A 21,540-nucleotide genomic window follows, 5' to 3' on the forward strand; every position below is an offset into this window, starting at 1 on the left:
TGAGTCCAAAGGAAATCGACCCGGAGACAATTGAGTTTCCATTGGTACACGTCGTTAGCCAGGAACAACTCGTAGACTATAATCAACAGCATCTCGTCCGCTCACTTCTGAAAAGCCGTGGCAAGGATGATGTCTATATTGTCGTAACAGATACAAACGCACCCAGAACACCAGCATACACCCCTGAGAGATCATTCGTTGACGAATTCACTCCGAACAAGAATATCGACTTTGAGAGTCGAGTCACCGAGTATATTCAGAAGAACCTCGATTCCGCCCTTCCAGTGTCGAACAATCGAGGTTCGAAAAATCTCTACTATCATCAAATCTCACACCATCACAAAGCCGTCGGTGCTCCAGCGAGTTCCCTTCCAGAACTCTTCGATTACAACAATGCTCCACCAGAAAGTCCAGCGTGGAAACCATTGTACTACTTTGTGGAACATGATTTGGACGCAGTTCTCGACAAGTATACCGAGCGTATTCGTGAGGCACTACGTTCGTGGACCGAACGGGGCGACGTACAACGAATTGCAAGTAACATGGACCGAATGTTAAACCGGTGTCAGTACCGAGCGGATCGCCTTGATAACCAACGCGACGAAAACGCAAAACTATACGATAATGCCTGAGTACCAACAAAACCAGGGGAAACCCGAGCGGCTTCTGGCAGGATATGGCAGTGTTCGAAGTGCAGAACTCAAAACAATTTACGAGGGAATCGATGAAGGAACACCTATCTCTCAGATTGAGGAACGATATGGTCGTCCGCAAGAGAGCGGATACGAGACGGACCACATCGATCAGTGTCTCAGGTTCCTGAGGACACTTGACATGATTGAGGAGACAGATGACGAGTCTCTAAATCCGCTTAACCAAGATCTCTTTTCGAACTTCGACCTCTCATTCGAATCCCGACTGCTGTATCACATCCGGAAACAGTCTGGTAGGCAGTATCACTTAGCAGAAATCCACGAAGTGGCTGTTGAGAAATTAGGAGACGAAGGTCACTATGGAACACGCCGAGTCTCCGTCGAGGACTTAGTTACTGAATCCCGCCGCAACACAGAATACGATTTCAAATGGCGCGAAGAGAAAATCGAAATGTGGGCAAATCTCCTCGCACCCGTCGGTGCTGTGTCTTATGTCACAAGCAGGGATGAAATTTTCATTTCGCCAAGTCGCGCTCTTCTCCACGAACTTCTTGCCCTTCACCAGCAGCATCGAGACGATGGTGATAGCCTGCTGGCCGCATTAAAATGGATTCATTCAGAATTTCTCCCGGTTTTCAGCAGAACTGGCGGTGACCCTGCTGTGCACGTTGGGGTTGCAGATACCTTCGAGAGCATGGTAGAGGACAACCTCCTCACATTAACCGGAATGTCCGACAGAACGGAAACCGTCGACCTTCCAGATTCTATCGACAATACACGAACGCCCGCAGACTACACAATCGATGATTCACCCGATCGTCCGTCGTACTGGTATCCGCTCGAGCGCAATGAACGGAGGCTCAAAGCATGACGAAGCTAAAGCGTAATTGGGACCGAGACGTCGTCGAGAAGTATATCAAACCTGAGTCGCAGCAAAAGACTCCCGAGGTCTTCCAGAAAACGCACGTCCCTATCGACAAGATTCAGGCTGAGATACTTCGCCCGCATAGCGGTGATGATGCATTTGTTACAGAGAAGCAGTTCCGTGACGCGGTGCTTGATTCTGAACTTGAAGATGATAACCGGATATTCATCGTCAAGGGCGAGGTTGGCAGTGGGAAGAGCCACCTCTGTCAGTGGTTAGAGTACGAAATAAATGGCTACGAAGATGGAGGCTACGATGAGACTCACGTTGCGGTTCACATCTCACGAAGCAATACTCGTCTTGACGAAATTCTCGAGATTCTTCACGAACCCATCAGCAAGGACTACGAAGAAGTTAGTGATGTCTCGGCTTTAGATCCAATCGAGGTTGCAGACTTCATCATCCAAGGGCTGCGGACGTTTTACAAGGACAAGAGTTCGCTTCGTTCCTTCGACCTCGATGCCTTCCTAAATGAGTACGACAAGAAGGACGACTTCCGATCGACGCTCATTGAGAATATCAAAGAATACCAAAAATCGGTTAATCAGGAAGGGAAAGAACAGAATATCAAGGAGTATCTTCTGTCTCGAGAAGACTACGGACGAATCTGTCTAAGCGCGTTCGGCAAGACGAAACGCGAAGACGATGTCTATCCATTCATTCGGCGAGCAGTCCATGACCTTCTGACGCGAAACATCGGAATCGAGGATTTCAAACGCGAGTTGGAAGAGATATCGGAAGCATACGTCGAAGAAGGGAAAAGACCGGTCCTCATCTGTGAGGATCTAACTACGTTCAGTGTGCTCAAGGATGATCTCCTTGATCACATCTTCGAACTATCCAGCGGCCACTTCGACGTGATTCTGGGTTGGACGACAGGGTGGGAACGAGAGAACATTGAGGATGCGTTGTCAACCAGTGAAGATTCGCTGACGTACATGAAACAGCGGACACAGGGTTACCTCAGTACTACAGACGACAGTGGTCAGGCCTACTTCCTTGAAGGGCGAAGTGCTCCCGTCGTCCTCGTTCGAAAATACCTAGAAGCGATCAAGGAGGACTCAAATGTAGACGTGAAAATTCCCGAGGAGGAATTCGATACAATCTATCCATTCAACGAGGCCTTCATCCATCACGTGTATGCAAATCTGGTAGAGGATGGCAATCTACAGCAGACTCCTCGAATTCTTCTAGTACATGTAATCGCGGATTGCCTCACCTCGGATGTTCCGCCGTTCCAAACAGTACAACCCGAATATAATTCCTACGTCAGAAGTCGTCCGTACCTCATTTCCATGAACGAGTATTCTGAGGCTTGCTTGGAACTTACACAGTGGTACGGGATGAACCATGAAGGGAGAATCTGGCTTCCTCAGGCCATTTTCGATGCGTTCGGTGTCGATACACATGAGAAGTCTGTGGAAGACGGGAACGTCTTCTTCGAAATGAGTTTTGCGCCAGATACAGACGTCATCAAGCGCTCCCCGGGGGACGAATCAGTTTCAACACCCATAGAAGAGGGCGAAGACGACCCAGATGAACCAGACAGAGCGAAGGAAAGTGGAGAGGACACCGAACAAGATGATGGATCTCAGGATTCTGAAGACGACGAAGACGACAACGACACATCCTCAAAACAAACAGGGAAGATAGCAATACCGGGGGAAGACTATCGGGAGTTCCAAAGTTGGCTCCGAGACGGTACTGAATATGATAGTGTCGACCACTTCCGAAAAGGCGTCGTAGAGACCCTCGAACGGTGGTACGAACCCACTCGGCTTGCGAATGAAAACTCAACTGCCCGCACGACCGGGATTTACTACGCCCGCGGTTCTGAACCGCCGGTGTTCGTCAGGGGTGCGGATACACGTTCTTCGATGAGTTTCGAGGTTCCACATGGCGCAGAACACGAGGATTTGTACCGGCAGATGCTCCATTATGGATATGCGGAGTCATTCGAAGATACTGCGAACTTCGATCGACTTCGCGGTTGGGCCGACGATCAAGTTGTCGATTTCCGTCATCGGATGCGAGACGATATCGAAAATTGTCTCCCTGAGGAGATGACCGTTGAACAGTTCATCGTGCTCTCTCATTACCTGGTGATGAATATCGGAAAGGGGACTACAGAGATCACCCGTGAACTCGTATTCGAGAGTTATGAGCTACAAAAGTCGTCACCACTGAGTCACCACTCTAACGTAGACCTGAATTTACCCTCGGGCTTCGAGGGTGCGTTTGACCGTGTGGCGAACCACACTAAAGATATCCGACTGCTGTCGCAGGGTTTCTTCCTTCTGAAAGAGAACGTAGTTGACTACGATAGACTGTCCGAGGCCGTTGAAGGGGTCTCTGAGAATCTGGATCAGTATATTAGCAGAATGGCAACGGTCAGTGTCGATAGTCTCGATGACGCCTATCGCCTGGGCACCTCTCACACAAATGCCGAGAAGAAGCTCTCGACGATAATCGAAGATGTGTCGGATTTAGCTGGAGAGTTAGAGAAAGTCGAACAACAGGTCGATCTCAAGGGGTTAAACGAATCTCTCGAAGAGTACCGTGAACTGCACAACATTGGTCACAATCCGCAGAAGCTCGGAGATTTCTATACAGAACTTGAGGGTTGTTTAGGCTCGTTGGATGTAACGCAACGCGAAAAATGGCGAGAGATCGGTCGACTGTTAGACGACGAAAATGCCGACTTAGATCTGGGTGGGTTTCGAAAGACGCTCAATACGATAGAGGATGCAGATGTGAAGAGTCCAATTTCGCTGATTGCCCTACTCCACACGTATCAACAAAGTCTCGACGAGCACTCGGCATGGGACGTCTACAGTGCGCTCGGAGAGATGATTGAAGAACTCGAAGAGGCAAAGACACGTGATGTAGGGAGTTTCCGCAACCAAGTTCGTGAGTCCTCAGAGTTCAGTGGGTTTAGCGAGAAGCGCGACGCTGTTCAGCAGACTCTCGGAGGTGACGTCTAATGGTTCAGTCACAACTTGACGATACTCTTGAAGAGAAAGTTAATCAACTGGGTAAGAAGGCCGAACAAGCAGAGCAAGCGCAAAGTATCGAAGCAAAAGTCAATCGCGCTCGAGATAATATTCAAGAGCTAGGCCGTGAACTAGATAGCCTGGACACAGCAGTCAGTACGCTGCTCTTCTACGATAAAATCTTGACCGATGTCTTCGGTGATGAGCGTCATGAAGAGGTAGACCAAGCGCTACGACGAGCACGGGATGATTCCGAGATATCCGACGAAGATGTTCTCGACGCTGCAGAAGACCGTGAGACATCTAGTCTCACATGGGCTGTCGATGATGCCCGTCAGATTGTGCGGAACGCACGAAGTACGGTAATCGAAGAGATTCGGGAACATCAACGGTATTGGGAAGACGAAATTGAGTCTGCTCGGGATCTCAATCAGATAATTGACGGCGGTAGCACCGGGTTTGACAGTATCCTAGACGACATGGAATCATTCTTAGATTCAGAGATCTGGGACGAAGACAAAAACCCGTCTTCACTCGCCTCTCGTTGGAATCTCTTGCAACGTAAGTGGGAACAAAACGCCGGGAAACACGGATGGGATTCCTTCCAAGGTGAACATGGTTTGAGCGATGAAACGGTTGCGGCTCTCCAACAGTTCGCCGACCATGGGAGCGTACGCCTCGATCAGCTTTCCGTCTCCGTGATTAAGGAAATGAAAGCCGTAAACGAACTTGAATCTGCGATCAGACTGGAGATTGACACACAATGAAAGACCCAACCAAGCGTGCCGAGGAAATAAAAGAAGCATATAAATCGTATCTGGTCGGCGATTTGGGATTAGCTGCTAAAAACGTCCAGCAACGATTCGAAGAAACGGATACCGACGAGCCCTTCGTCGGATCGAAGGGTCCGTACCTCCAAGCACTTGAGATTCCGAACTGGAGCGATCAAACGTGGGAAACGTTTGCAGCAGACCTCGGCATCCATCCACGAATCATAGATGCGTTCTCGTCACTCGGATTCGAGCGGCTATACGACTTCCAAGAACGCAGTGCCAAGACAATAGCAGACGGAGAGAACACCCTGATTACCGCTGCAACTGGACGAGGTAAGACCGAAGCTTGGTTGATCCCAATTCTCGACTATATTCTTCGTGCTCGAGAAGGGGAAATCGACGATTGCGATAGAGAGAGCGTGAAAGCGATGCTCATCTATCCGACGAAAGCACTCGCTCAGGACCAATTGAAACGACTCATCGAGTATCTTTACAAGATAAATCGTCACCTTCCCCAGCGAAAACGAATCACCGTTGGAATCTATGATGGTGACACACCGCGAGATACCAGTGAAAGTGGAGCAGAGGGATACCTTCGATCGTCATTCAAGTACTTCGAATGCCCCGGATACAACGAAGATTTAGAGAAGTGCCGCTCCTGCGGTAAGAGCCTCCGTGTCGAACCGGATCAGGGCCGGTTCACGGTGAAGCCGGAAAAGCCCCAATGCGTAGACGATGTCCCGCTTGAATTCATCCACCTAACGAAGCAAGACGTACGCCACGGCGATGTCGATATCGTCCTTACGAACCCGGACACGATTAATCTGAAAGCGATTAATGCCAATGCACCCGATGAGCACGAGACGTTCATCTACGAACCAGACTTTCTGGTATTCGACGAAGTACACACCTACTCTGGTCTATTTGGAAGCTACACCTCGATGCTCGTTAAGCGTCTCCGTGCGCTCAGAGAAGCACGATTTGGTGAAGACGACCTCCAAGTAATTGCTAGTAGTGCGACGGTCGGAAACCACGATGAACTCTTCCGTAAGGTGAGTGGTGTCGATACCATCGAACACGTCGGCGAGAATCCGCGTGATTTGTCATACGATTCTCCCGAGTCCGTCCCAAAGGAACTCACGGATTCACGTATCACCGAAGATGGACTCGTTGAGATGGGACGAGATACGACTGTAACACCGTCGGCATTCGGTGACGAGACATTTGTCGTTGACGGGCACGAGACCTACAGCAATAACGAGTTGGCAGATGCAGTAAGCGACCGCCTCTTCGAGTTCCTGGCCAGAGATCAACCTGGAAACTCTTCAGTCCAAGTAATCCAAGAACTCTACACGAGTCTACGAGAGGAGCCTCGAACCCGAGAAGCGTTGCTCACAGATATTCAAACGAAGTACGGAGTAGACGAGGAACAATCCCAAACGCTACTTCATAATTTCCGCGTTCTGGGTGGATTCTCTGGACTTCTCGAGAACCGAAGCCACCTATTTTCTTGGCCGATGGACGGTTTCTATGGTTGTGCAACTTGTCACGCGGTATATCGCTCACCTAGAGAGACGTGTGTCGAGTGCGGAGGACATTTCACCACTCGGTCGACCTACTGCAACCACTGCGATGAAGAATCACTGATCAGTTGGTACTGTCCCCAATGTGACCAACTCGAGCCATACATGCCGACCGAACACGGGAAAATCGAGCAGGACTCTCGTGAATGTCAGCGCTGCTCTAGCGTCCGAAACGAGCAAGTCAGCATGCTCCGTGTCACGTTTCGCCCGTATCTAGAATGCGAACAATGTGGAAACGTCGAAAAACGAGGGACGATTCGTGACTGTCCGACTTGCAGTTCTCCATCCGTGCGTAGCGATAGTCAGACCGCGTTATGTACGAACCCGAGTTGTGAGCGGGAATTCTCGATAGCCGATCACTGTTCAAACTGTGGCTCGAAGGACCGGAGCCTGAAGACTCGTCAAGAGCAAGTCGACTGCACGACATGCGAGCGGTCTTACGATCACGCTCCTTCGGAAGGTATCGAGTGTGAATGTGGAACCAATCTACAGAATACACACCTTCTCCCGTGGGTCTGTCGCAAAGAGGAGTGCGACCGACTCTACTTTGAATCGGAACTGCCCCAGAAGTGTGAATGCGGTTCCCGGACGTTCGCGCAAGCGGGACTCTATGAAGTACTTCGTCGGAACGAGTGCCAAAATTGCGATACTGAGGCTCTTCCTGGACACAGTTGTAACTGTTCTAATCCAGACCTCACGACGCGAGAAGTCGAACCCAGTAATTACCAGATGTTCGATCCGACCGGGGAGCTTCGGAGTCCAACGGACTTTCGGACAGGAGTCCCGTGTTATCATTCCGGGACATCGTACGCAATTAGCGGGCGCGGACAACGTTACTCCGAACTCATGCGGAGTCCTAACAACCTTGCCGTTACTACTTCACAATATCTCCTCCGTAGCGTTGCAGCGGAGGAGAACTTCGAATCCGCGAAGATACTCTCCTTTGCCGATTCGCACAAGGATATGAACGAACTCGGGCGTGACTTCGAGGACCCCGAGACAGAGACAATCCTCGATCAGCTCATCTACGACGGCGTCGTCTCCAACTACGATAGCGATTCGGACAGTTGGGTCTCGTTGGAAGCGGTCCTTGAAACAGCAAACCAGCGTCTCGATGATTTAGAGGAGACGCTTTCGACGGTACGTGATGTCTCTGGGGGACGTGTATCTCTCCGTGCAGAGCTCAAGGGACGAGCACGTAGACGATGGGACCCCGAAGAAGCTATCCAAGATCGACTTCTCCGACGAACTATCCCGCATACGTATAGTGGTCGGTTTGATGAGCGTGATCCACCACTTGTACGGGATGGTGTTCTCGACGTTCGGTTGGCTGATACTACTGACTTAGACGAGGACGAACGAGCAGTCATTCGTACTTTGGTCGCAGAGGGTAACGGCATCGGAATCGATTCTCTACGAGAAAAGAGCGGGGCCTCGAATACCACCCGCGCAGTCGACGCACTCGCTGAACGCGCTGTATTGGACTATGAGACGGAGGACAACTACGTCTCGTTTGACCCTGCTGTCCTAGAAGTAACGGTTGCAGGCACTGATGACTCGCTCAGATACGACCCACACGACCAGACGACATATTCCACGTTGGAGGCAGCATACGGAGCGATCCAAGACGGTTGTGTCCCATTCGAAACTACCTTCGACGACCAACGCAACGTGGACCATCCCCGGTTCAACTATCGTGCCTATCGAATCGGGTATGTTCCTCCGATGCTACTATTAAGTGAAACGTATCTCGGGACGACACCGAAACAGAAGCGTCGGAACATCGAGTATCTGTTCAAGGAAGGGAAGCAGCCCAACTTCCTGTCGTCTGGACCAACGATGGAAGTCGGAGTCGACATCGGTGCCTTGGACTCACTTCTTCTGTTTGGTACACCGCCGAACATGAATGCCTATCTCCAACGAGTCGGACGCGCTGGCCGACGGTCAAAGGCTGCACTCGTCCACAGTGTTAGTCAACGAAACCCGATTGACTACTACTATTACGAACAACCGGTGGATCTTATCGAGACTTCCCCGAAGGACGTTCCGCTCAATGAGCATAACGAAGAAGTTCTCCGGGTATCCCTCAGTTGGGGTATTCTCGACTTCGTCGCAGCGAACTTTGCTATCAATTGGGATGTTCAACACGAAGGACACCAGACACGGGTAGAAGGCGGAGATAACTTTATGCGAAGTTGGGAAGACGGCCAACAGTATAGCAAGTTTACGCATTTGATGGTCCAAGAAAACGGAACACTCCAACTAGAAACACGGAATCCGAAGCTACAGGTCATTACCACGGTCATTAACGACCACGAAGGCGAAATCAGAAAACATCTCAAGCGTCTCTTAGAGTACGACTTCTGTGTCTCCTGCGGTGCAAAATACGATCCTGACGAGAAAGATCGTTGCACGCAGGACGAGTGTACTGGACGTATAGAATCTGCGTTCGACGAGTATGGACACCTAATCGATGACGCAATTACGAATTTCTCGGAACGGTTCATCGACCACTATCGGAACTATACCGACGACCTACACGATACTCTCGACGAGTTGTCGGTCCGGGAACGCAACCTGAACAAAGACCTGCGTCGGGCCGCCAACGATGACGAGATTGCAGCCATCCGTTCAGAGCTTGAGAGCCTCCGTGATCGACAGCAAGTAATTCAGGACCATCTCGCGGAAGTCCGCAACGATAGCTACGTCGACTTCCTGCGCGGATCGAGGCAAAGCAAGTATGCGTTCAATATGCGGAACATTTCGACTTCGGTCGGGCTTACGCTGATCGGTGAGAACTACGAACGGCGACGACTTGGCGATGCAAACGGGGGACGGGAAATGCGAATGGCGATGAACGAACTCCATCCGGGAGCAGCGTATCTCCACAATGGAGACACCTACGTCGTTTCGAGAGTGGATTATGACGACTACGCCTCGGAAACGCTCGAAGAAACGATTGCGGCGACTGAAGATATTGACTACGACGTGGAGTACGTTTGCCCAGTTTGTCGAGCCAGCTATAACGAGCCAGAAAGCAGTTGTGAGAACTGCGATCGTGATGTTGCACCAAAGCGACGCCGTCTCGCGGTGATGGATTCTGTGGAAGCGTACCGCGAAGACCTCGCCATTTCTACCGACGATGGCTTTAGCGCTCGTGATATCTATTCTGAGGACAACGCAGACGTACAGAGTACGTACGCCGACCGAGAAACGAGCATTCTCTCGTTCGACTCCGAACAGGAATTCATCCTTGAAGACCACGAGGGGAACGAAGTCGGTACGCTTCGGTATGGCACATTGGAAGTTCTCGTACACGCGACAGGGTATCGGGCACGATACACGAATGGAACAGTTGACCCACAAGAGTCGTTGTTCGAACGCTGTGGGGTTGAGAACTGTCCCGGCATGATCGTGCGGGATGAGGACTCCGCAAGATGTACCGTCGACTCGAACCACGAACCGGATGGCTACGAAAATTGCTCCGAGTTCGTCCGCCTCGGTCACCAGTATACCACCGAAGGCTTGGAAGTCTCACTGAATTCCGAAATATCGGAACACACCTTCGCACATGGTCTTCGAGTGAGCCTTCAGTATCTCGGTGGCGTAGACGTTCGAGAAGTCAGCGAAAGTGTCGAAGACGAAGCGGTCTACGTCTTCGACTCGCAGGAAGGTGGGGCCGAAATTTCACGGATCTTGGTCGAAGAAGACGACGGGGAATATCCACAGTTCAACGACGCCATGGAACTTGTCAAAGAACACTTTGACTGCGACTGCGAGAGTGGTTGTCCACTCTGTGTCTACCAGTATGGTTGCGATCAGTGGAATGACCCTCAATCGTTGAATCCCGAAGAAATCCATCGATTACTCACTCCAGAAACAATCAATCTAGTCCGCTAACGGGAAACCGTCCAACCACCCGTTCCGCTGTTTCCGCTGAAATGCGGAAGGCGGAAGGTATTTTCTTTTCCTTGTGCCCTTAGGCACACTCCCTAAGGGGTGTCTCCCACTGCATGGGAAAACCAAAGGAAATAGACTCGATTCTATCCAGTAGTAAGTACCTGAAAATACAACGTGAGAACTTCATCCGGCAGAGTACCAGCAAAATTTGCTGCTTTCTCGGCGGGCGTTACAGTGTTGCCACTATCCGGTCACCCGCTACTGGAGGGTCGCCGCTACTGTCCCTTCATGCAGATCACCGGAGGAATCGTACCACTTGACAATCGATTTGCGCAGTTCGCGTGGGTTCCGCCCTTGTTTACGCCACGCCATTAGTCCCTCGTCCAATACGTCGTCAACGTAGGGCTGCGGAGCACTCTTTAGTTTCGAGAGCACAGTGTCGATTCGCAACGTCATCTTCCCGTCGTCGGGAACGTCGGTGAGTCTGGCCGCGTACTTGTTGCACCACAACTGCCACGCGCTAGATGCCGCGTCGCGAATGTTTAGGTTGAGTATCTTGGCTGCTCGGTCGGCCGCATTCTCGATTTGGTGTTCGGTCTGCTCGACGATACCCGCGATTTCTTGCTGAAACTTGCGACTCGCGAAGCTTACGTCCGCCCCATCGTTTTGGACGATTCCATTGAGGTGTTCCAGCGCCCGGTATATTGTGCTGATTGCCCATCCCGTATTCTCTGCTAACTCTTGCGGATGCTGATGTTCGCCATCTTCGACGAGGGACTCGAGTACTTCGAACCCGCTATCGCGCAAATCACGAAGGGTAGTCACTAACAGCGTCTCCTGGTTGGCCTCCATCTGTGGTGTCGGGTCTGCTTCGAGACCGACCGTACGCTCCGCCTCACGCGCTTCGAAGTGGTCGTCCGGGACGTAGGTCGTTTGGTCCGCACGAATCGGCACGTCGGCCCAATAGAGCAGATTGATGAGCGTCTCGTCGATCTCTCTCCGAACTTCTCGACGTCGGTCCCAATCGAAGGCGTGACCGGTCAGCGACTTCTTCAACAGCACCCCTATCTTCGGATGGTATAGGGGGTCGCTTTCGTTACTCTCTCGGACGTACTTTGGGTGATAGTGCTTGATTTGCTTGCCGTAGCGGTGACCGGAGACTAGTCGTTTCGCGTCTTGTTTCGGAAGCACCGCTCGGTGGTTCTTGCCAACGATCTCCTCGTTGTCGACTTTGTACTCGAACTTGCTGCCGCGCTCGTTCGCGCACAGCTGGAGTAACCGTTGGAGAATCCCGGCAGCCCCGACGACTTTCGAACTCATCGACCGCCGAATACGGACGTATCGTTCGTAGGTCGTGATATTGCTCATCTCGTGAACGTCACCCCGGAAATAGTCGGAGTTGACGAGCATGGCACCCTCCCGTGCGAGTGCCTGTACGAGTTTCGGAAGAAGCACCCGGTACTCGTGTGGCTCCAAGTTCGAACCACTGAAGCGAGCGTTTATACCTTCGTTCTCCGCGATATGGTCAAATGGCGATGGTATTCGGCTTCCGTCATCAGCCTTGCGCATATTCGGAAACCGTGGTCGAATGTGGAAATTCGCTTTTCGCTCGCCTCGTCCTTCTGCATGGACCCGATATTCGTACAATCGGTCTCCACCGATATCGTCTTGCGGTCGCGGGGCAATCCCACCTCTGTGACCCTGGGTCGTAACTGCCCAAGTCTCGCCGTTGACTTCGGTTTCAATTTCGTCGCTCTCTCCATCGAAACGATCCACCAGTAACTTACCAAAGGCCCAATACGGACTCAGGCCGTGGTCGCAGAAGATGAGGTTACCCGCACACTCGTGCGGTGCGGTCTCGACGTGCGTCACGCCGACCACCTCCGGGAGTCGGCGCGCGCAAGTGTAGATGGCAGTTGCTCGACAGTGGAAGAGAACGCCGGTAAAAAGCTAGTCAGATATTCGGTGTTATCCGCCGAACATCTCGCGCATCATCGGGTGCATCTCCATCAGTTGCTCTTCTGCGATTTCCTCGTAGAGCTTGTACGTGATGGAGACGGTCAGCAGGAGACCGGTCCCGGTGACGTTCCCGATGGTGCCAAGCATGTTCGCCGCGACGGCGAGCAGGCCGACAAGCGCGCCGCCGATGACGGTCACTTGCGGGATGTAGCGTTCCATAACCTTCTCGATGACGCCCGTGTTCTGGCGGAAGCCGGGAATCTGCATCCCGGAGTTCTGAATCTGCTCGGCGGTTGCTTCCGGACCCATGTCGGTCGTCTCGACCCAGAAGATGGCGAAGATGGCACCGCCGATGACCATGAAAGTCAGGTCAACCAGCACGCGGATGATGATCTGCCAGGGTTCGTTACCGGTGCCTGCGAGCCACCACATCCACTGCTGGGGCGACTGAATCGGCGCGAGGTAGTAGAACAGCCCACCCGTGGGTGTCCCGTCCGTGTACGTCCCTAACCAGTTCGGCATCGTAGCCGGCCCGAGCTGGCTGTAGAGGATGCGCCCGAGGAACTGGAGGTTCGCTTGCAGTGCGCGCACGAGAATCATCGGCAGGACGCTCGCGTAGATGAGCTTCACGGGGAAGCGACCACGAGCGCCTTTGACTCGGGCGTGGCTGAGTGGAATCTCCACCCGAACGCTCTCTGCGTAGACGACGATGGCGAAGATGAGCACCGTCGTGACGAGCGCGAGGATGTCTCCGGGTCCAGTCACCAAGTACTGGATGCCACTGCCGGTCAGCAGCGACGGCACGTTCTCGGCACTACCGGTGATGATACCGATCCACGTCGGGATGAGGCCGGTCGGTCCGTCAAGGCTGGGCCACGCGAAGAGACCACCGATTAGTTTCTGGCTCACGCCTGCGATAATGAACAGGCCGATACCGGAGCCGACGCCCCACTTGCTGACGATTTCGTCCATGAACAGGACGAGAATCCCGCCGACGGCGATTTGCGCGAAGATGAGCCACTTGACGCCCATCGTGCCGCCGGGGAACGTCGCGGCTAACGCCTGGCTAGGTGGCAGGAAACTGCCAGCGAACACCATCGGCAGGCCGGTCAGGAAGATCATGAACACGACCAGCACCTTCTGCAGGCCCTGATAGAGAATCTGGTCGCGGGGGTCGTCGGTGTCGAGACCCAAGAGGTCGGCACCGCCGAGCAACTGGAGAACGATGCTCGCGGTGACGATTGGACCGATACCGAGCTGTAGAACTGTCCCTTGGCCACCCGCTAACAGCGAGCGGAACTGGCCGAATAGGTCGGAACCTTGCGCGGCTCCGTACAAGTACACGTTCGTCAGGAAGAAATACAGAACCAGCACGCCTGCCGTCCACCCGAGCTTGCGCTTGAAGGGGACGTGGCCCTCCGGACGCCGTACGGACGGCATCCGCGTGAGGACTGGTTCTGCAGCCTCTTTCCAACTCATATATCCCAACTCATCGCTTGGGGGCTTGTAGGTGCTTCGCTTTGATTGCCGTGTCGGCCGTGCGAAGTGAGTGAACGGCAAGCGAATTGCTGTGCCAACAGCGGCCACACGAAACAATCGACAGCACCGCAGCTACCCACAGAAAAAGAAACGGAAAACGAAAAGACCGCGTTACTCCTCGTCGTCCGAGTCGTCTTCGTCGTCTTCTGCTGCTTCCTCACCGCGCTCGCTGAGGACGGCTTCGCCGCCGTTCTCTTCGAGTACCTCGACCGCGCTGGCCGAGAAGGCGTCCGCGACGATTTCGAGTTCGTTGTGGAGTTGGTTCGCGCCGAGAACCTTCACGGCGTCGGCGTCCCAGGCGTCCTCGACGATTTCGCGTACGTCGATTCGGTAGCCGCCGTCGGTCTCCTCGGCGAGGTCGTCTGCGGCGTACAGTGCCGCGTCCTCGTCGAGCTTCTGGAGATCGACGGTCAGGACTTCGTCCTGCACCTTCTCCGGGCGCTTGAACCCGTGTTTGCCCAGCGGTTCGTAGTTGTGGAACTCGTGTTTGGCGCGTCCCGCGCGTCCGCGACCGCCGCGGTGACCGGCACCGCGCCGGTTCTTGTGACTACCGCCGCCGTGCGTGCGAGAGCCGCGCTGTCGTCGTTTCTTGTCCGTCATGGTTATCGCATCGCCTTCAGGAGCGAATCGATTTGCTCGGTGTCGTGCTTACCGATTTCGCCACCCTCTTGGACGGGGTGTTTCTGTCCGTCGTGGCCGCCACGTGGCGGGTGAAGTCGCAGCACCGGGGAGAGACCCTGCTCGCGCAGCGTCGTCTCCTCGTCGAGTAGTGCCGACGCGAGGTCGGCGATGTCGTCGTAGTCGGTGTTGTCCGCGACCCACTCGTCGTCCACGTTCTCCGAGCCTTCGAGCGGTTCGGCACGCTTTGCGACGAGCGTCTCCAGTACGTCCTGGCTCGGCTCGCCGTAGGCGGTGTAGTCGTTGACCTTGGTAATCATTCCGCGGTAGGTATCCTCGTCGGGGACCAGCGCGCAGTGATTGACCTTGTGGATGTTGAGCATCTCCAAGGTGTCCTTGGTCGTCTGAGCCATATCGACCTCGCCGCGAAGTTGGACGACTGCCTTCATCAGTCGGCCACCTCCTCGGGGTCGAGTCGCTGGCTACGCGGGCCACGCGCCTGTGCGGCGTTGTCCAAGGCGTTGTACGTCGCCTTGGCGAGGTTGAGCGTGGTCCGGGTGTTGCCGTGGCTCTTGGTCCAAGCGTTTTCGACGCCGCCCAGTTCCAGAATCTTGCGGACGGTGTCGGTCGCCGCGAGACCGAGGCCGGTCGGTGCCGGAATCAGTTCGACTTCGACACTGCCAGCCTTGCCTTCGGTCTTGCGGGCCAGCGAGTGCGGTCGTTCGCTTCGGTCTTCCCACGACCCACTGCCGCGGTTCACGCTGATCATGTTGAGCTTGGCGATGTCGATAGCCTTCTGAATCGCCCCGCCAACTTGGTCGTCGCGGCCTTCGGCGTAGCCGACGTAACCGTCGCGGTTGCCGATGGCGACGACGCAGCGGAACTTCACGCGGCGGCCGGAGTCGGTCATGCGCTGGACCATGTTGATGTCCAGCACTTCGTCTTCAATTCCCGGAAGGAGTTGATCGACGAGTTCCGGCTCCTTCAGCGGGAGTCCGGAGTTGAGGGCGTCTTCCATCGTGTCGATTTCGCCCTCGGCGACCTTGCGGCCGAGACGGGTCTGGGGTTCCCAGCCGTTATGATTTGCACACATACGTTAGTCCTCCATGAGGTTCTCTCGCACTTCGTCGAAGTGCTCGGGTAGTTCGGTGGCGTCGAAGTCTCCGCTGTACAGCGACTCGTCGAGCTGTTCTGCGTACTCGGCGATGTGCTCGCCGCGGTTGCGCGACCAGTCTGCGAGCACGCTGTCGTTGTGCGGAATTTCGAGGCCAGCGTCGATTGCGCCTTCCTGTACTGCGAACACCTTGCTACCGGGCGTTGCGGTGTTCAGGCCGATGTCGAGGACTGCTTCCTCGTATCCGGCGTCGAGTGCGCGTTGACCGAGCAGGAGGCCGGTCAGGTACGCGCTCGGCAGGTTGCCCGTCGGGGCTTCCCAGCCATACTCTTCGAGGTCTCCGGAGTACGCGGCCGCGACCGTGTCGTCACCGTCGGGGGCCATCGTGACCAGCTGCGCCCTGGTGTGCTGGTTGCTCTTGCGAGCGACCAGACGCGGCTTGCCCGATTTCAGCAGGCGCAACCTCTGATGGTAGTCAGTCCGGACCTCGCGCCGACGTCGCATCGGCACCGTGTATCGTGGTCCTGTTGCCATTGTTAGTAGTTACTCTCGATGTAGTTGAGCAGGTAGCGGACGCTGCGGAACTCTCCACCCTTGGCCTTGTCGTAGAGGTCGCGGTACTGCGAACTCGTGATTTCGCCTTCGGCGCGGAGTTCCTTGAGCTTCCGCCGCTGTGCTCGGATCGTCTTTTCCCACTGTTCTTTCTTGTCCTGTCGGCCGCCCGCTTTGCCGCGGCGCGAACCGGGGCCGGTCTGGTGACCGTAGTCCCGCTTCGCCTGCCGCTCGCGTGCGCGGCCTCGGGAGTTGCCCTTCTTGTCCTTGGCCTTGATCGACCCTTCGTCTACGAGTTCGCGGATGTCCTCGCGGGTAATCGCTTCCACGATGGACCCCTGCGCTTCTGGGTCGAACCAGACGCGGTTCTGCCCGACGTCCAACACGTCGGCAGCGAGTCGCTTCTGTGCAGATAGGTCGCTCATTGGTCAACCTCCACTTCGACGTAGGTCGGGTTGAGAACGCGAATGTCGCGCTCTTCTGCTTCCTCTTCGATGCGCTCGCGCTTACGAGAGCCGACTTTCGAGGCGATGCGGACCGCTTCCGTGTCGCCATCGACGCCTTCGAGGTCGTCCACATTGTGGACGTACACTTCTTCGAAGCCGCTCGGGTGCTTGCCGCGCACCTCGGTCGGCGTTCGGAAGCCAGCCTCGACCTTCGGGCCTTTGCCCTTGATGCCACGGCGCTGCTTGCTCAGCTTGCCGCGGGGGCGTCGCCACGAGGTCGGCGTGCGCTTCTTCTTGTGGTAGTCCTGCCGGTTGAACTGCGGCTTGCCCACGCGCTTTCGCTCGTTGAGCAGGCGCTCTTCGTTCTCCGAGAGGTCCGGCGTCTTCTCGACCAGCCCGCGTGGCTGGAGTTCGGTCTCGACGTCTTCGGCCGGTTCTTCCTCGGCCTCTTCCGTCTCGTCCTCTTCGATTTCTGCCTCGGTGTCCTCTTCGACTTCGAGTCCACCGACGTCGGCCTTGATACGCGCGGCGAGCGCGTTGCCGATACCTTCGACGTCCGCGAGGTCGTCTTGGTCGGCGGCGGCGACGTCTTCGACGGACTCGAATCCGGCGTCTCGCAGTGCGTCGGCCTTGCTCGCGCCGACGCCGCTGATGTCTTCGAGTTCCTGTGGTTCGTCTGCCATGCGTTAGGCACCTCCCGTCGAGGGTTTCTCGGTGATGTACACGCCGTCCTGGAAGACGCGCGTGTCCTTGCCACTGACGCGGGTCAACTGCTCGATGTCGGCGGCCGTCTGGCCGACGTCTTCGATGTTGGGTCCGCTCAGGTGCAGCGTTTCGTCGTCCACGTTGACGTCGGTGTCACCGTGGATGTTGGTACGTCGAGCCGCCTTCTCACCGAGGAAGTTCTCGATGACGACTTCGTCGCCCTCGGCGCGGACCTGCATCGGGAAGTGAGAGTAGAAGACTTCCATCGTGTACTCCCAGCCCTCGGTCACGCCGTGGAACATGTTCGAAATGTGACTTTCGAACGTCCCGATGGTCGCGTTCGTCTTGGCGTCCTCGACGTCGCTCTCGATGACGATAACGCCGTCGTCCACACTCACCGACACGTCGGGGTACCAGAGTCGTCGCGTGACGCTTCCGTTCGGCCCTTCGACGGTCAAGTCGAGGTGGTCTACCTCGGCGCTTACGTCGTCCGGAATCTGTAGTTCTGTTCGTGCCATTGTTCTAGTAGACGTACGCGATGACTTGGCCACCGACGCCCTGGTCGCGGGCTTCGTAGTGGCTCATGACGCCGTGGCTGGTCGTGACGACGAGTGCCCCGTAGTCGCGGGCCGGGAGGAATCGCTTCTCCCACTTCTCGAAGTCGTCGGCACCCGCAGAGTAGCGGGGCTTGACGGCGCCACAGTCGTTTATCGCGCCCTTCAGTTCGACCTCGAACTCGCCAGCTTTGCCGTCGTCGACGAACTCGAAGCCGTCGATGTACCCTCGGTCGTAGAAGACTTCGAGTACGCTGCCGATTTCGTTCGAGGCGGGTTGTACCGTGTGGTCCAGGTGTCCGACGCTCTCGGCGTTGTCGATGCCCGACAGCGCGTTGGACAGCGGATCGTTTCCTGCCATAGTTATCGATACTTCTTGAAGCCCATGCTGCGGGCGATTTCTCGGAAGCACTGGCGACAGAGGTTGATGTCGTACTTGCCGACGAGCCCCTGTTTGCGGCCACAGCGCTGGCACTCTTCGAATTGGCCAGTGCGCTTGGCGGCGTGCTCGCCAGTCGCTTCGCTCTCGTTTTCGCTCTCGCTCATTCGTTGACCTCCACGTCGAAGTTCGCTTCGAGGAACGCGATGGCGTCCTCGGCGTTCAGCTTATGACCCGACGGAACCTGTCGCGTCACCTTATCGCGCTTCGAGATACGGTAGCCGGGGCGGACGAGGTTGACGGTGACGTCCAGCCCGTAGATACCGATGTTCGGGTCGTACTCCTGGCTCGGGAACTCCGTGTGTTCCTCGACGCCGAAGCTGAAGTTACCCGTCTCGTCGAACTGCTTAGCCGACACGTCGGCGACCGACAGTGCAGTCTGGAGGAACTCCTCGGCGTCCTCGTCGCGCAGGGTGACCTTCGCACCGATGGGGTCGCCCTGACGGATGCCGAACTCCGGCTTCGTGGACTTCGACAGCGTGCGGACGCTCTGCTGTCCGGTCACGCTTTCGAGGATGTCCTCTGCGTTCGCGAGTTCGCGGCCACCCTCGCCGACGCCCATGTGGACGACGACCTTCTCGATGGTGGGTTCGCGCATCTCGTGGAAGTCAGCTTCTGCTTCGCTCATTCGTCATCACCTGTGAAGTTCTCGTCGATGACGACGACGTACTCCTCGACGGTCTCGAACGTGTCGTCGTCGGTCTCGACGACGACGTTGTTCGAACCGCTGCCTGGCGTGACCTGAATGTCGGTGACTTCACCGATGTCGCCCGCGTGGGAACCGCGGACGGCGGTCACGAGGCTGCCCTCTTCGTACGGGAAGTGGGCGACGATTTCGTCGTCGTCGTTGCTGACGACGATGGAGTCTTTCGTGTCGTACTCGCTTCCGTCCTCGATGACCAGGTTCTGGCCGTCGTGGAGGTTGAGTTGCGTCTGGCCGCCTTCGACCAGCGTCTTGTTCTCGATCTTGGCCAGTTTGCTACCGGCGGCGTCTGCATCGACGGGGGTCAGCGCGAGCCGACCGCCCTCGTCGGGGAAGACGCGGTAGTACTCCTCGCGTTCGGTGAACGCGAGAATGTCGAACATCCCGATGGGTCGGGACTCGGAGACGCCTTCGACGCCGTTGACCAGCACGTTACCCTCGTCGAGAGCGTAGCGTGCTTCCTTCTTCGACTGGACGTACCCCAGCACGTCCCGAAGGACGATGAGGAGGGGGACGCCGTCTTCGCCGTGGGGGCCCGCGTCGGCCTTCACGGTGAAGGTCTCGGTCTTCCGTGCGACCGGCCAAGATTTCGGTACGGAGAGTCGTTTCTGGTGGTTGCTCATTCGTTCTCACCCTCAAGTCGCGCCTCGCGGCGGTCGTCTTCGAGGTCGAGTTCGGTCACGCGAAGGTTGCTCGCGTCGAGCGGGCGAAGCACTTCTTCGCCGTCTGCTTTCTCGACGGTGACATCTTCGACGAACACGACCTCGTCACGCAGGTCAACGCTCTCGACTTCGGCTTCTTCGCCTGCGAAGTCGCCGCGAAGGATTTCGACGGTGTCGCCCGCGTTGACGCGGACGCTCCGCTGGTCGTACTCCTCGCGGAGGTCGTCGGAAAGCGTCGAACTGACCTGCTTGTGCCGCTCGTGGAGCGAGGCGTTCGATTTCTGGTTTCGCTGTTTGCTCGGTTGTTCAGTCATACTATCATCGTCGCGGTACTCGCGATACTTCCGAACCGCTCTGCGACCTCCCGCGCGATGGGACCCTTGATTTCGGTCCCGCGCGGTTCCTCCATCTCGTCGATGATGACGGCAGCGTTGTCTTCGAACTTGACGCGCTGACCGTCGGGACGACGGATGGATTTTCGCTGGCGGACGATGACGGCTTCGAGTACCTGCCGACGCATTTCGGGGGTACCCTTCGTCACCGACACCGTCACCTTGTCGCCGATGCCCGCGAGCGGGTGGCGACTTTTCGTGCCAGAGTAGCCGGAGACGCTGATGACCTTGACTTCTCGTGCGCCGGTGTTGTCGGCACAGTTCAGCAGGGAGCCTTTTTCGAGGCCCTGCGTCACGTCAGCTTTGAGTGCTTCCATCAGTCGTCACCTCCGGCCGCCGTCGTCTCGACGACGACGTGGCTCTTGGTCTTCGAAAGCGGTCTTGTCTCTGCGATACGAACCGTGTCGCCGACTTCCAGTTCCAGGCATTCCGGCGCGTGTGCCGGGACGCGCGACCGACGTTTCATGAATCGGTCGTACTTCGGAACCGGAACGTCGTATTCGCGTTCGACGATCACGGTCTTGTCCATGTCTGTGGAGGCGACTTCACCTTCGAGCGTCTGACCGCGCACGGAAAGCGTTCCGTGGAACGGGCAGTTCTCGTCGGAGCAGGTCTCCTCCGGTTCTTCTACGTTCAGTCCTATCGCCATCGTGATTCACCGTTAGTTTCGGTGCGCAGTGCGGGGCGCGAGAGCAGACGCCCGCCATCCACCGTAACGTAGGCCACGCCCTCGCAAAGACCAGACTGACCGGAGCGGACTCCGGCAGTTTCCGACCCAAGTTTGGACGCAGTCCCCGACTCGTTGGCCGAGTCGGCAGCTTCATCTGTAAGCGCGAACTCGAAGGTTGCGCCCCGCTTTGGCACCTGTCGCACCCGGTCGGCAGACGCGACACTCAACGTGCCCTGCGTCTCCGCGACGACCGTTCCCTCGATTCCGACGAGGGTGTCGTTGGTCGCCGCGACGACGCGGACGGGCAGTCCGTTGAGTTCGTGTCGCGTCAGCGTCTCGGGTGTGAGTGGCATTGTCGTG

21 protein-coding genes are annotated in these 21,540 nt (G+C 55.9%); 4 read left to right on the top strand and 17 right to left on the bottom strand.

Annotated features, from left to right (window positions below):
* Positions 1-624 precede the first annotated feature (624 nt).
* From F7R90_RS04190 to F7R90_RS04205, 4 genes are read left to right on the top strand one after another with little or no spacing between them, the layout of a single operon-like run.
* The gene (locus F7R90_RS04190; RefSeq protein ID WP_158056020.1) at positions 625-1,524 is read left to right on the top strand and encodes a hypothetical protein; all 900 of its coding nucleotides are present in this window, start codon (positions 625-627) and stop codon (positions 1,522-1,524) included.
* Positions 1,521-4,562 (top strand): hypothetical protein, encoded by a 3,042-nt coding sequence (locus F7R90_RS04195; RefSeq protein WP_158056021.1) that lies wholly within the window; start codon positions 1,521-1,523, stop codon positions 4,560-4,562. Before F7R90_RS04190 ends, F7R90_RS04195 begins: the two co-directional genes overlap by 4 nt.
* On the top strand, positions 4,562-5,338 hold the full coding sequence (locus F7R90_RS04200) for a hypothetical protein (RefSeq protein ID WP_158056022.1): 777 nt from the start codon (positions 4,562-4,564) through the stop codon (positions 5,336-5,338). The genes F7R90_RS04195 and F7R90_RS04200 overlap by 1 nt, the downstream gene beginning before the upstream one ends.
* Positions 5,335-10,827: a DEAD/DEAH box helicase gene (locus F7R90_RS04205; RefSeq protein ID WP_158056023.1), complete on the top strand. Its 5,493-nt coding sequence runs from the start codon at positions 5,335-5,337 to the stop codon at positions 10,825-10,827. The genes F7R90_RS04200 and F7R90_RS04205 overlap by 4 nt, the downstream gene beginning before the upstream one ends.
* 258 nt (positions 10,828-11,085) lie before the next feature.
* Here the strand turns inward: F7R90_RS04205 and F7R90_RS04210 are convergent, their stop codons facing one another.
* The 17 genes from F7R90_RS04210 to F7R90_RS04290 all read right to left on the bottom strand — a co-directional run bounded on the left by F7R90_RS04210 (position 11,086) and on the right by F7R90_RS04290 (position 21,533).
* Positions 11,086-12,708 carry a DUF7845 domain-containing protein gene (locus F7R90_RS04210; protein WP_449272372.1) on the bottom strand — a complete coding sequence of 541 codons (1,623 nt, stop codon included), beginning with the start codon at positions 12,706-12,708 and terminating at the stop codon, positions 11,086-11,088.
* A gap of 87 nt (positions 12,709-12,795) precedes the next feature.
* Positions 12,796-14,265, bottom strand: a complete 1,470-nt coding sequence (gene secY, locus F7R90_RS04215; protein WP_158056025.1) for a preprotein translocase subunit SecY — start codon at positions 14,263-14,265, stop codon at positions 12,796-12,798.
* 171 nt (positions 14,266-14,436) lie between these two features.
* Entirely contained in the window at positions 14,437-14,925 is a 489-nt protein-coding gene (locus F7R90_RS04220) for an uL15m family ribosomal protein (RefSeq protein WP_158056026.1), read from the bottom strand.
* Between the two features lie 2 nt (positions 14,926-14,927).
* Positions 14,928-15,392 (bottom strand): 50S ribosomal protein L30, encoded by a 465-nt coding sequence (rpmD, locus tag F7R90_RS04225; protein ID WP_158056027.1) that lies wholly within the window; start codon positions 15,390-15,392, stop codon positions 14,928-14,930.
* On the bottom strand, positions 15,392-16,036 hold the full coding sequence (locus tag F7R90_RS04230) for a 30S ribosomal protein S5 (protein ID WP_158056028.1): 645 nt from the start codon (positions 16,034-16,036) through the stop codon (positions 15,392-15,394). The genes rpmD and F7R90_RS04230 overlap by 1 nt, the downstream gene beginning before the upstream one ends.
* 3 nt (positions 16,037-16,039) lie before the next feature.
* Complete coding sequence (locus tag F7R90_RS04235) at positions 16,040-16,591, bottom strand: 50S ribosomal protein L18 (RefSeq protein ID WP_158056029.1); 552 nt, start codon at positions 16,589-16,591, stop codon at positions 16,040-16,042.
* Between the two features lie 2 nt (positions 16,592-16,593).
* Positions 16,594-17,034: a 50S ribosomal protein L19e gene (locus F7R90_RS04240; RefSeq protein ID WP_158056030.1), complete on the bottom strand. Its 441-nt coding sequence runs from the start codon at positions 17,032-17,034 to the stop codon at positions 16,594-16,596.
* Complete coding sequence (locus F7R90_RS04245; RefSeq protein ID WP_158056031.1) at positions 17,031-17,738, bottom strand: 50S ribosomal protein L32e; 708 nt, start codon at positions 17,736-17,738, stop codon at positions 17,031-17,033. The genes F7R90_RS04240 and F7R90_RS04245 overlap by 4 nt, the downstream gene beginning before the upstream one ends.
* 3 nt (positions 17,739-17,741) lie before the next feature.
* On the bottom strand, positions 17,742-18,278 hold the full coding sequence (locus F7R90_RS04250; protein ID WP_158056032.1) for a 50S ribosomal protein L6: 537 nt from the start codon (positions 18,276-18,278) through the stop codon (positions 17,742-17,744).
* 4 nt (positions 18,279-18,282) lie between these two features.
* Entirely contained in the window at positions 18,283-18,675 is a 393-nt protein-coding gene (locus tag F7R90_RS04255; RefSeq protein WP_158056033.1) for a 30S ribosomal protein S8, read from the bottom strand.
* Between the two features lie 2 nt (positions 18,676-18,677).
* Entirely contained in the window at positions 18,678-18,860 is a 183-nt protein-coding gene (locus tag F7R90_RS04260; protein ID WP_158056034.1) for a 30S ribosomal protein S14, read from the bottom strand.
* Positions 18,857-19,381, bottom strand: coding sequence for a 50S ribosomal protein L5 (locus F7R90_RS04265; RefSeq protein ID WP_158056035.1), 525 nt, complete (start codon positions 19,379-19,381; stop codon positions 18,857-18,859). The genes F7R90_RS04260 and F7R90_RS04265 overlap by 4 nt, the downstream gene beginning before the upstream one ends.
* Positions 19,378-20,079, bottom strand: a complete 702-nt coding sequence (locus F7R90_RS04270) for a 30S ribosomal protein S4e (protein ID WP_158056036.1) — start codon at positions 20,077-20,079, stop codon at positions 19,378-19,380. Before F7R90_RS04270 ends, F7R90_RS04265 begins: the two co-directional genes overlap by 4 nt.
* The gene (gene rplX / locus F7R90_RS04275; RefSeq protein WP_158056037.1) at positions 20,076-20,432 is read right to left on the bottom strand and encodes a 50S ribosomal protein L24; all 357 of its coding nucleotides are present in this window, start codon (positions 20,430-20,432) and stop codon (positions 20,076-20,078) included. The genes F7R90_RS04270 and rplX overlap by 4 nt, the downstream gene beginning before the upstream one ends.
* Entirely contained in the window at positions 20,429-20,827 is a 399-nt protein-coding gene (locus F7R90_RS04280) for a 50S ribosomal protein L14 (RefSeq protein ID WP_158056038.1), read from the bottom strand. The genes rplX and F7R90_RS04280 overlap by 4 nt, the downstream gene beginning before the upstream one ends.
* Positions 20,827-21,159 carry a 30S ribosomal protein S17 gene (locus F7R90_RS04285; protein WP_158056039.1) on the bottom strand — a complete coding sequence of 111 codons (333 nt, stop codon included), beginning with the start codon at positions 21,157-21,159 and terminating at the stop codon, positions 20,827-20,829. Before F7R90_RS04285 ends, F7R90_RS04280 begins: the two co-directional genes overlap by 1 nt.
* Entirely contained in the window at positions 21,150-21,533 is a 384-nt protein-coding gene (locus tag F7R90_RS04290) for a ribonuclease P protein component 1 (protein ID WP_158056040.1), read from the bottom strand. Before F7R90_RS04290 ends, F7R90_RS04285 begins: the two co-directional genes overlap by 10 nt.
* Positions 21,534-21,540 lie beyond the last annotated feature (7 nt).

Source organism: Halorussus halophilus (assembly GCF_008831545.1).
GTDB classification, from domain to species: domain Archaea; phylum Halobacteriota; class Halobacteria; order Halobacteriales; family Haladaptataceae; genus Halorussus; species Halorussus halophilus.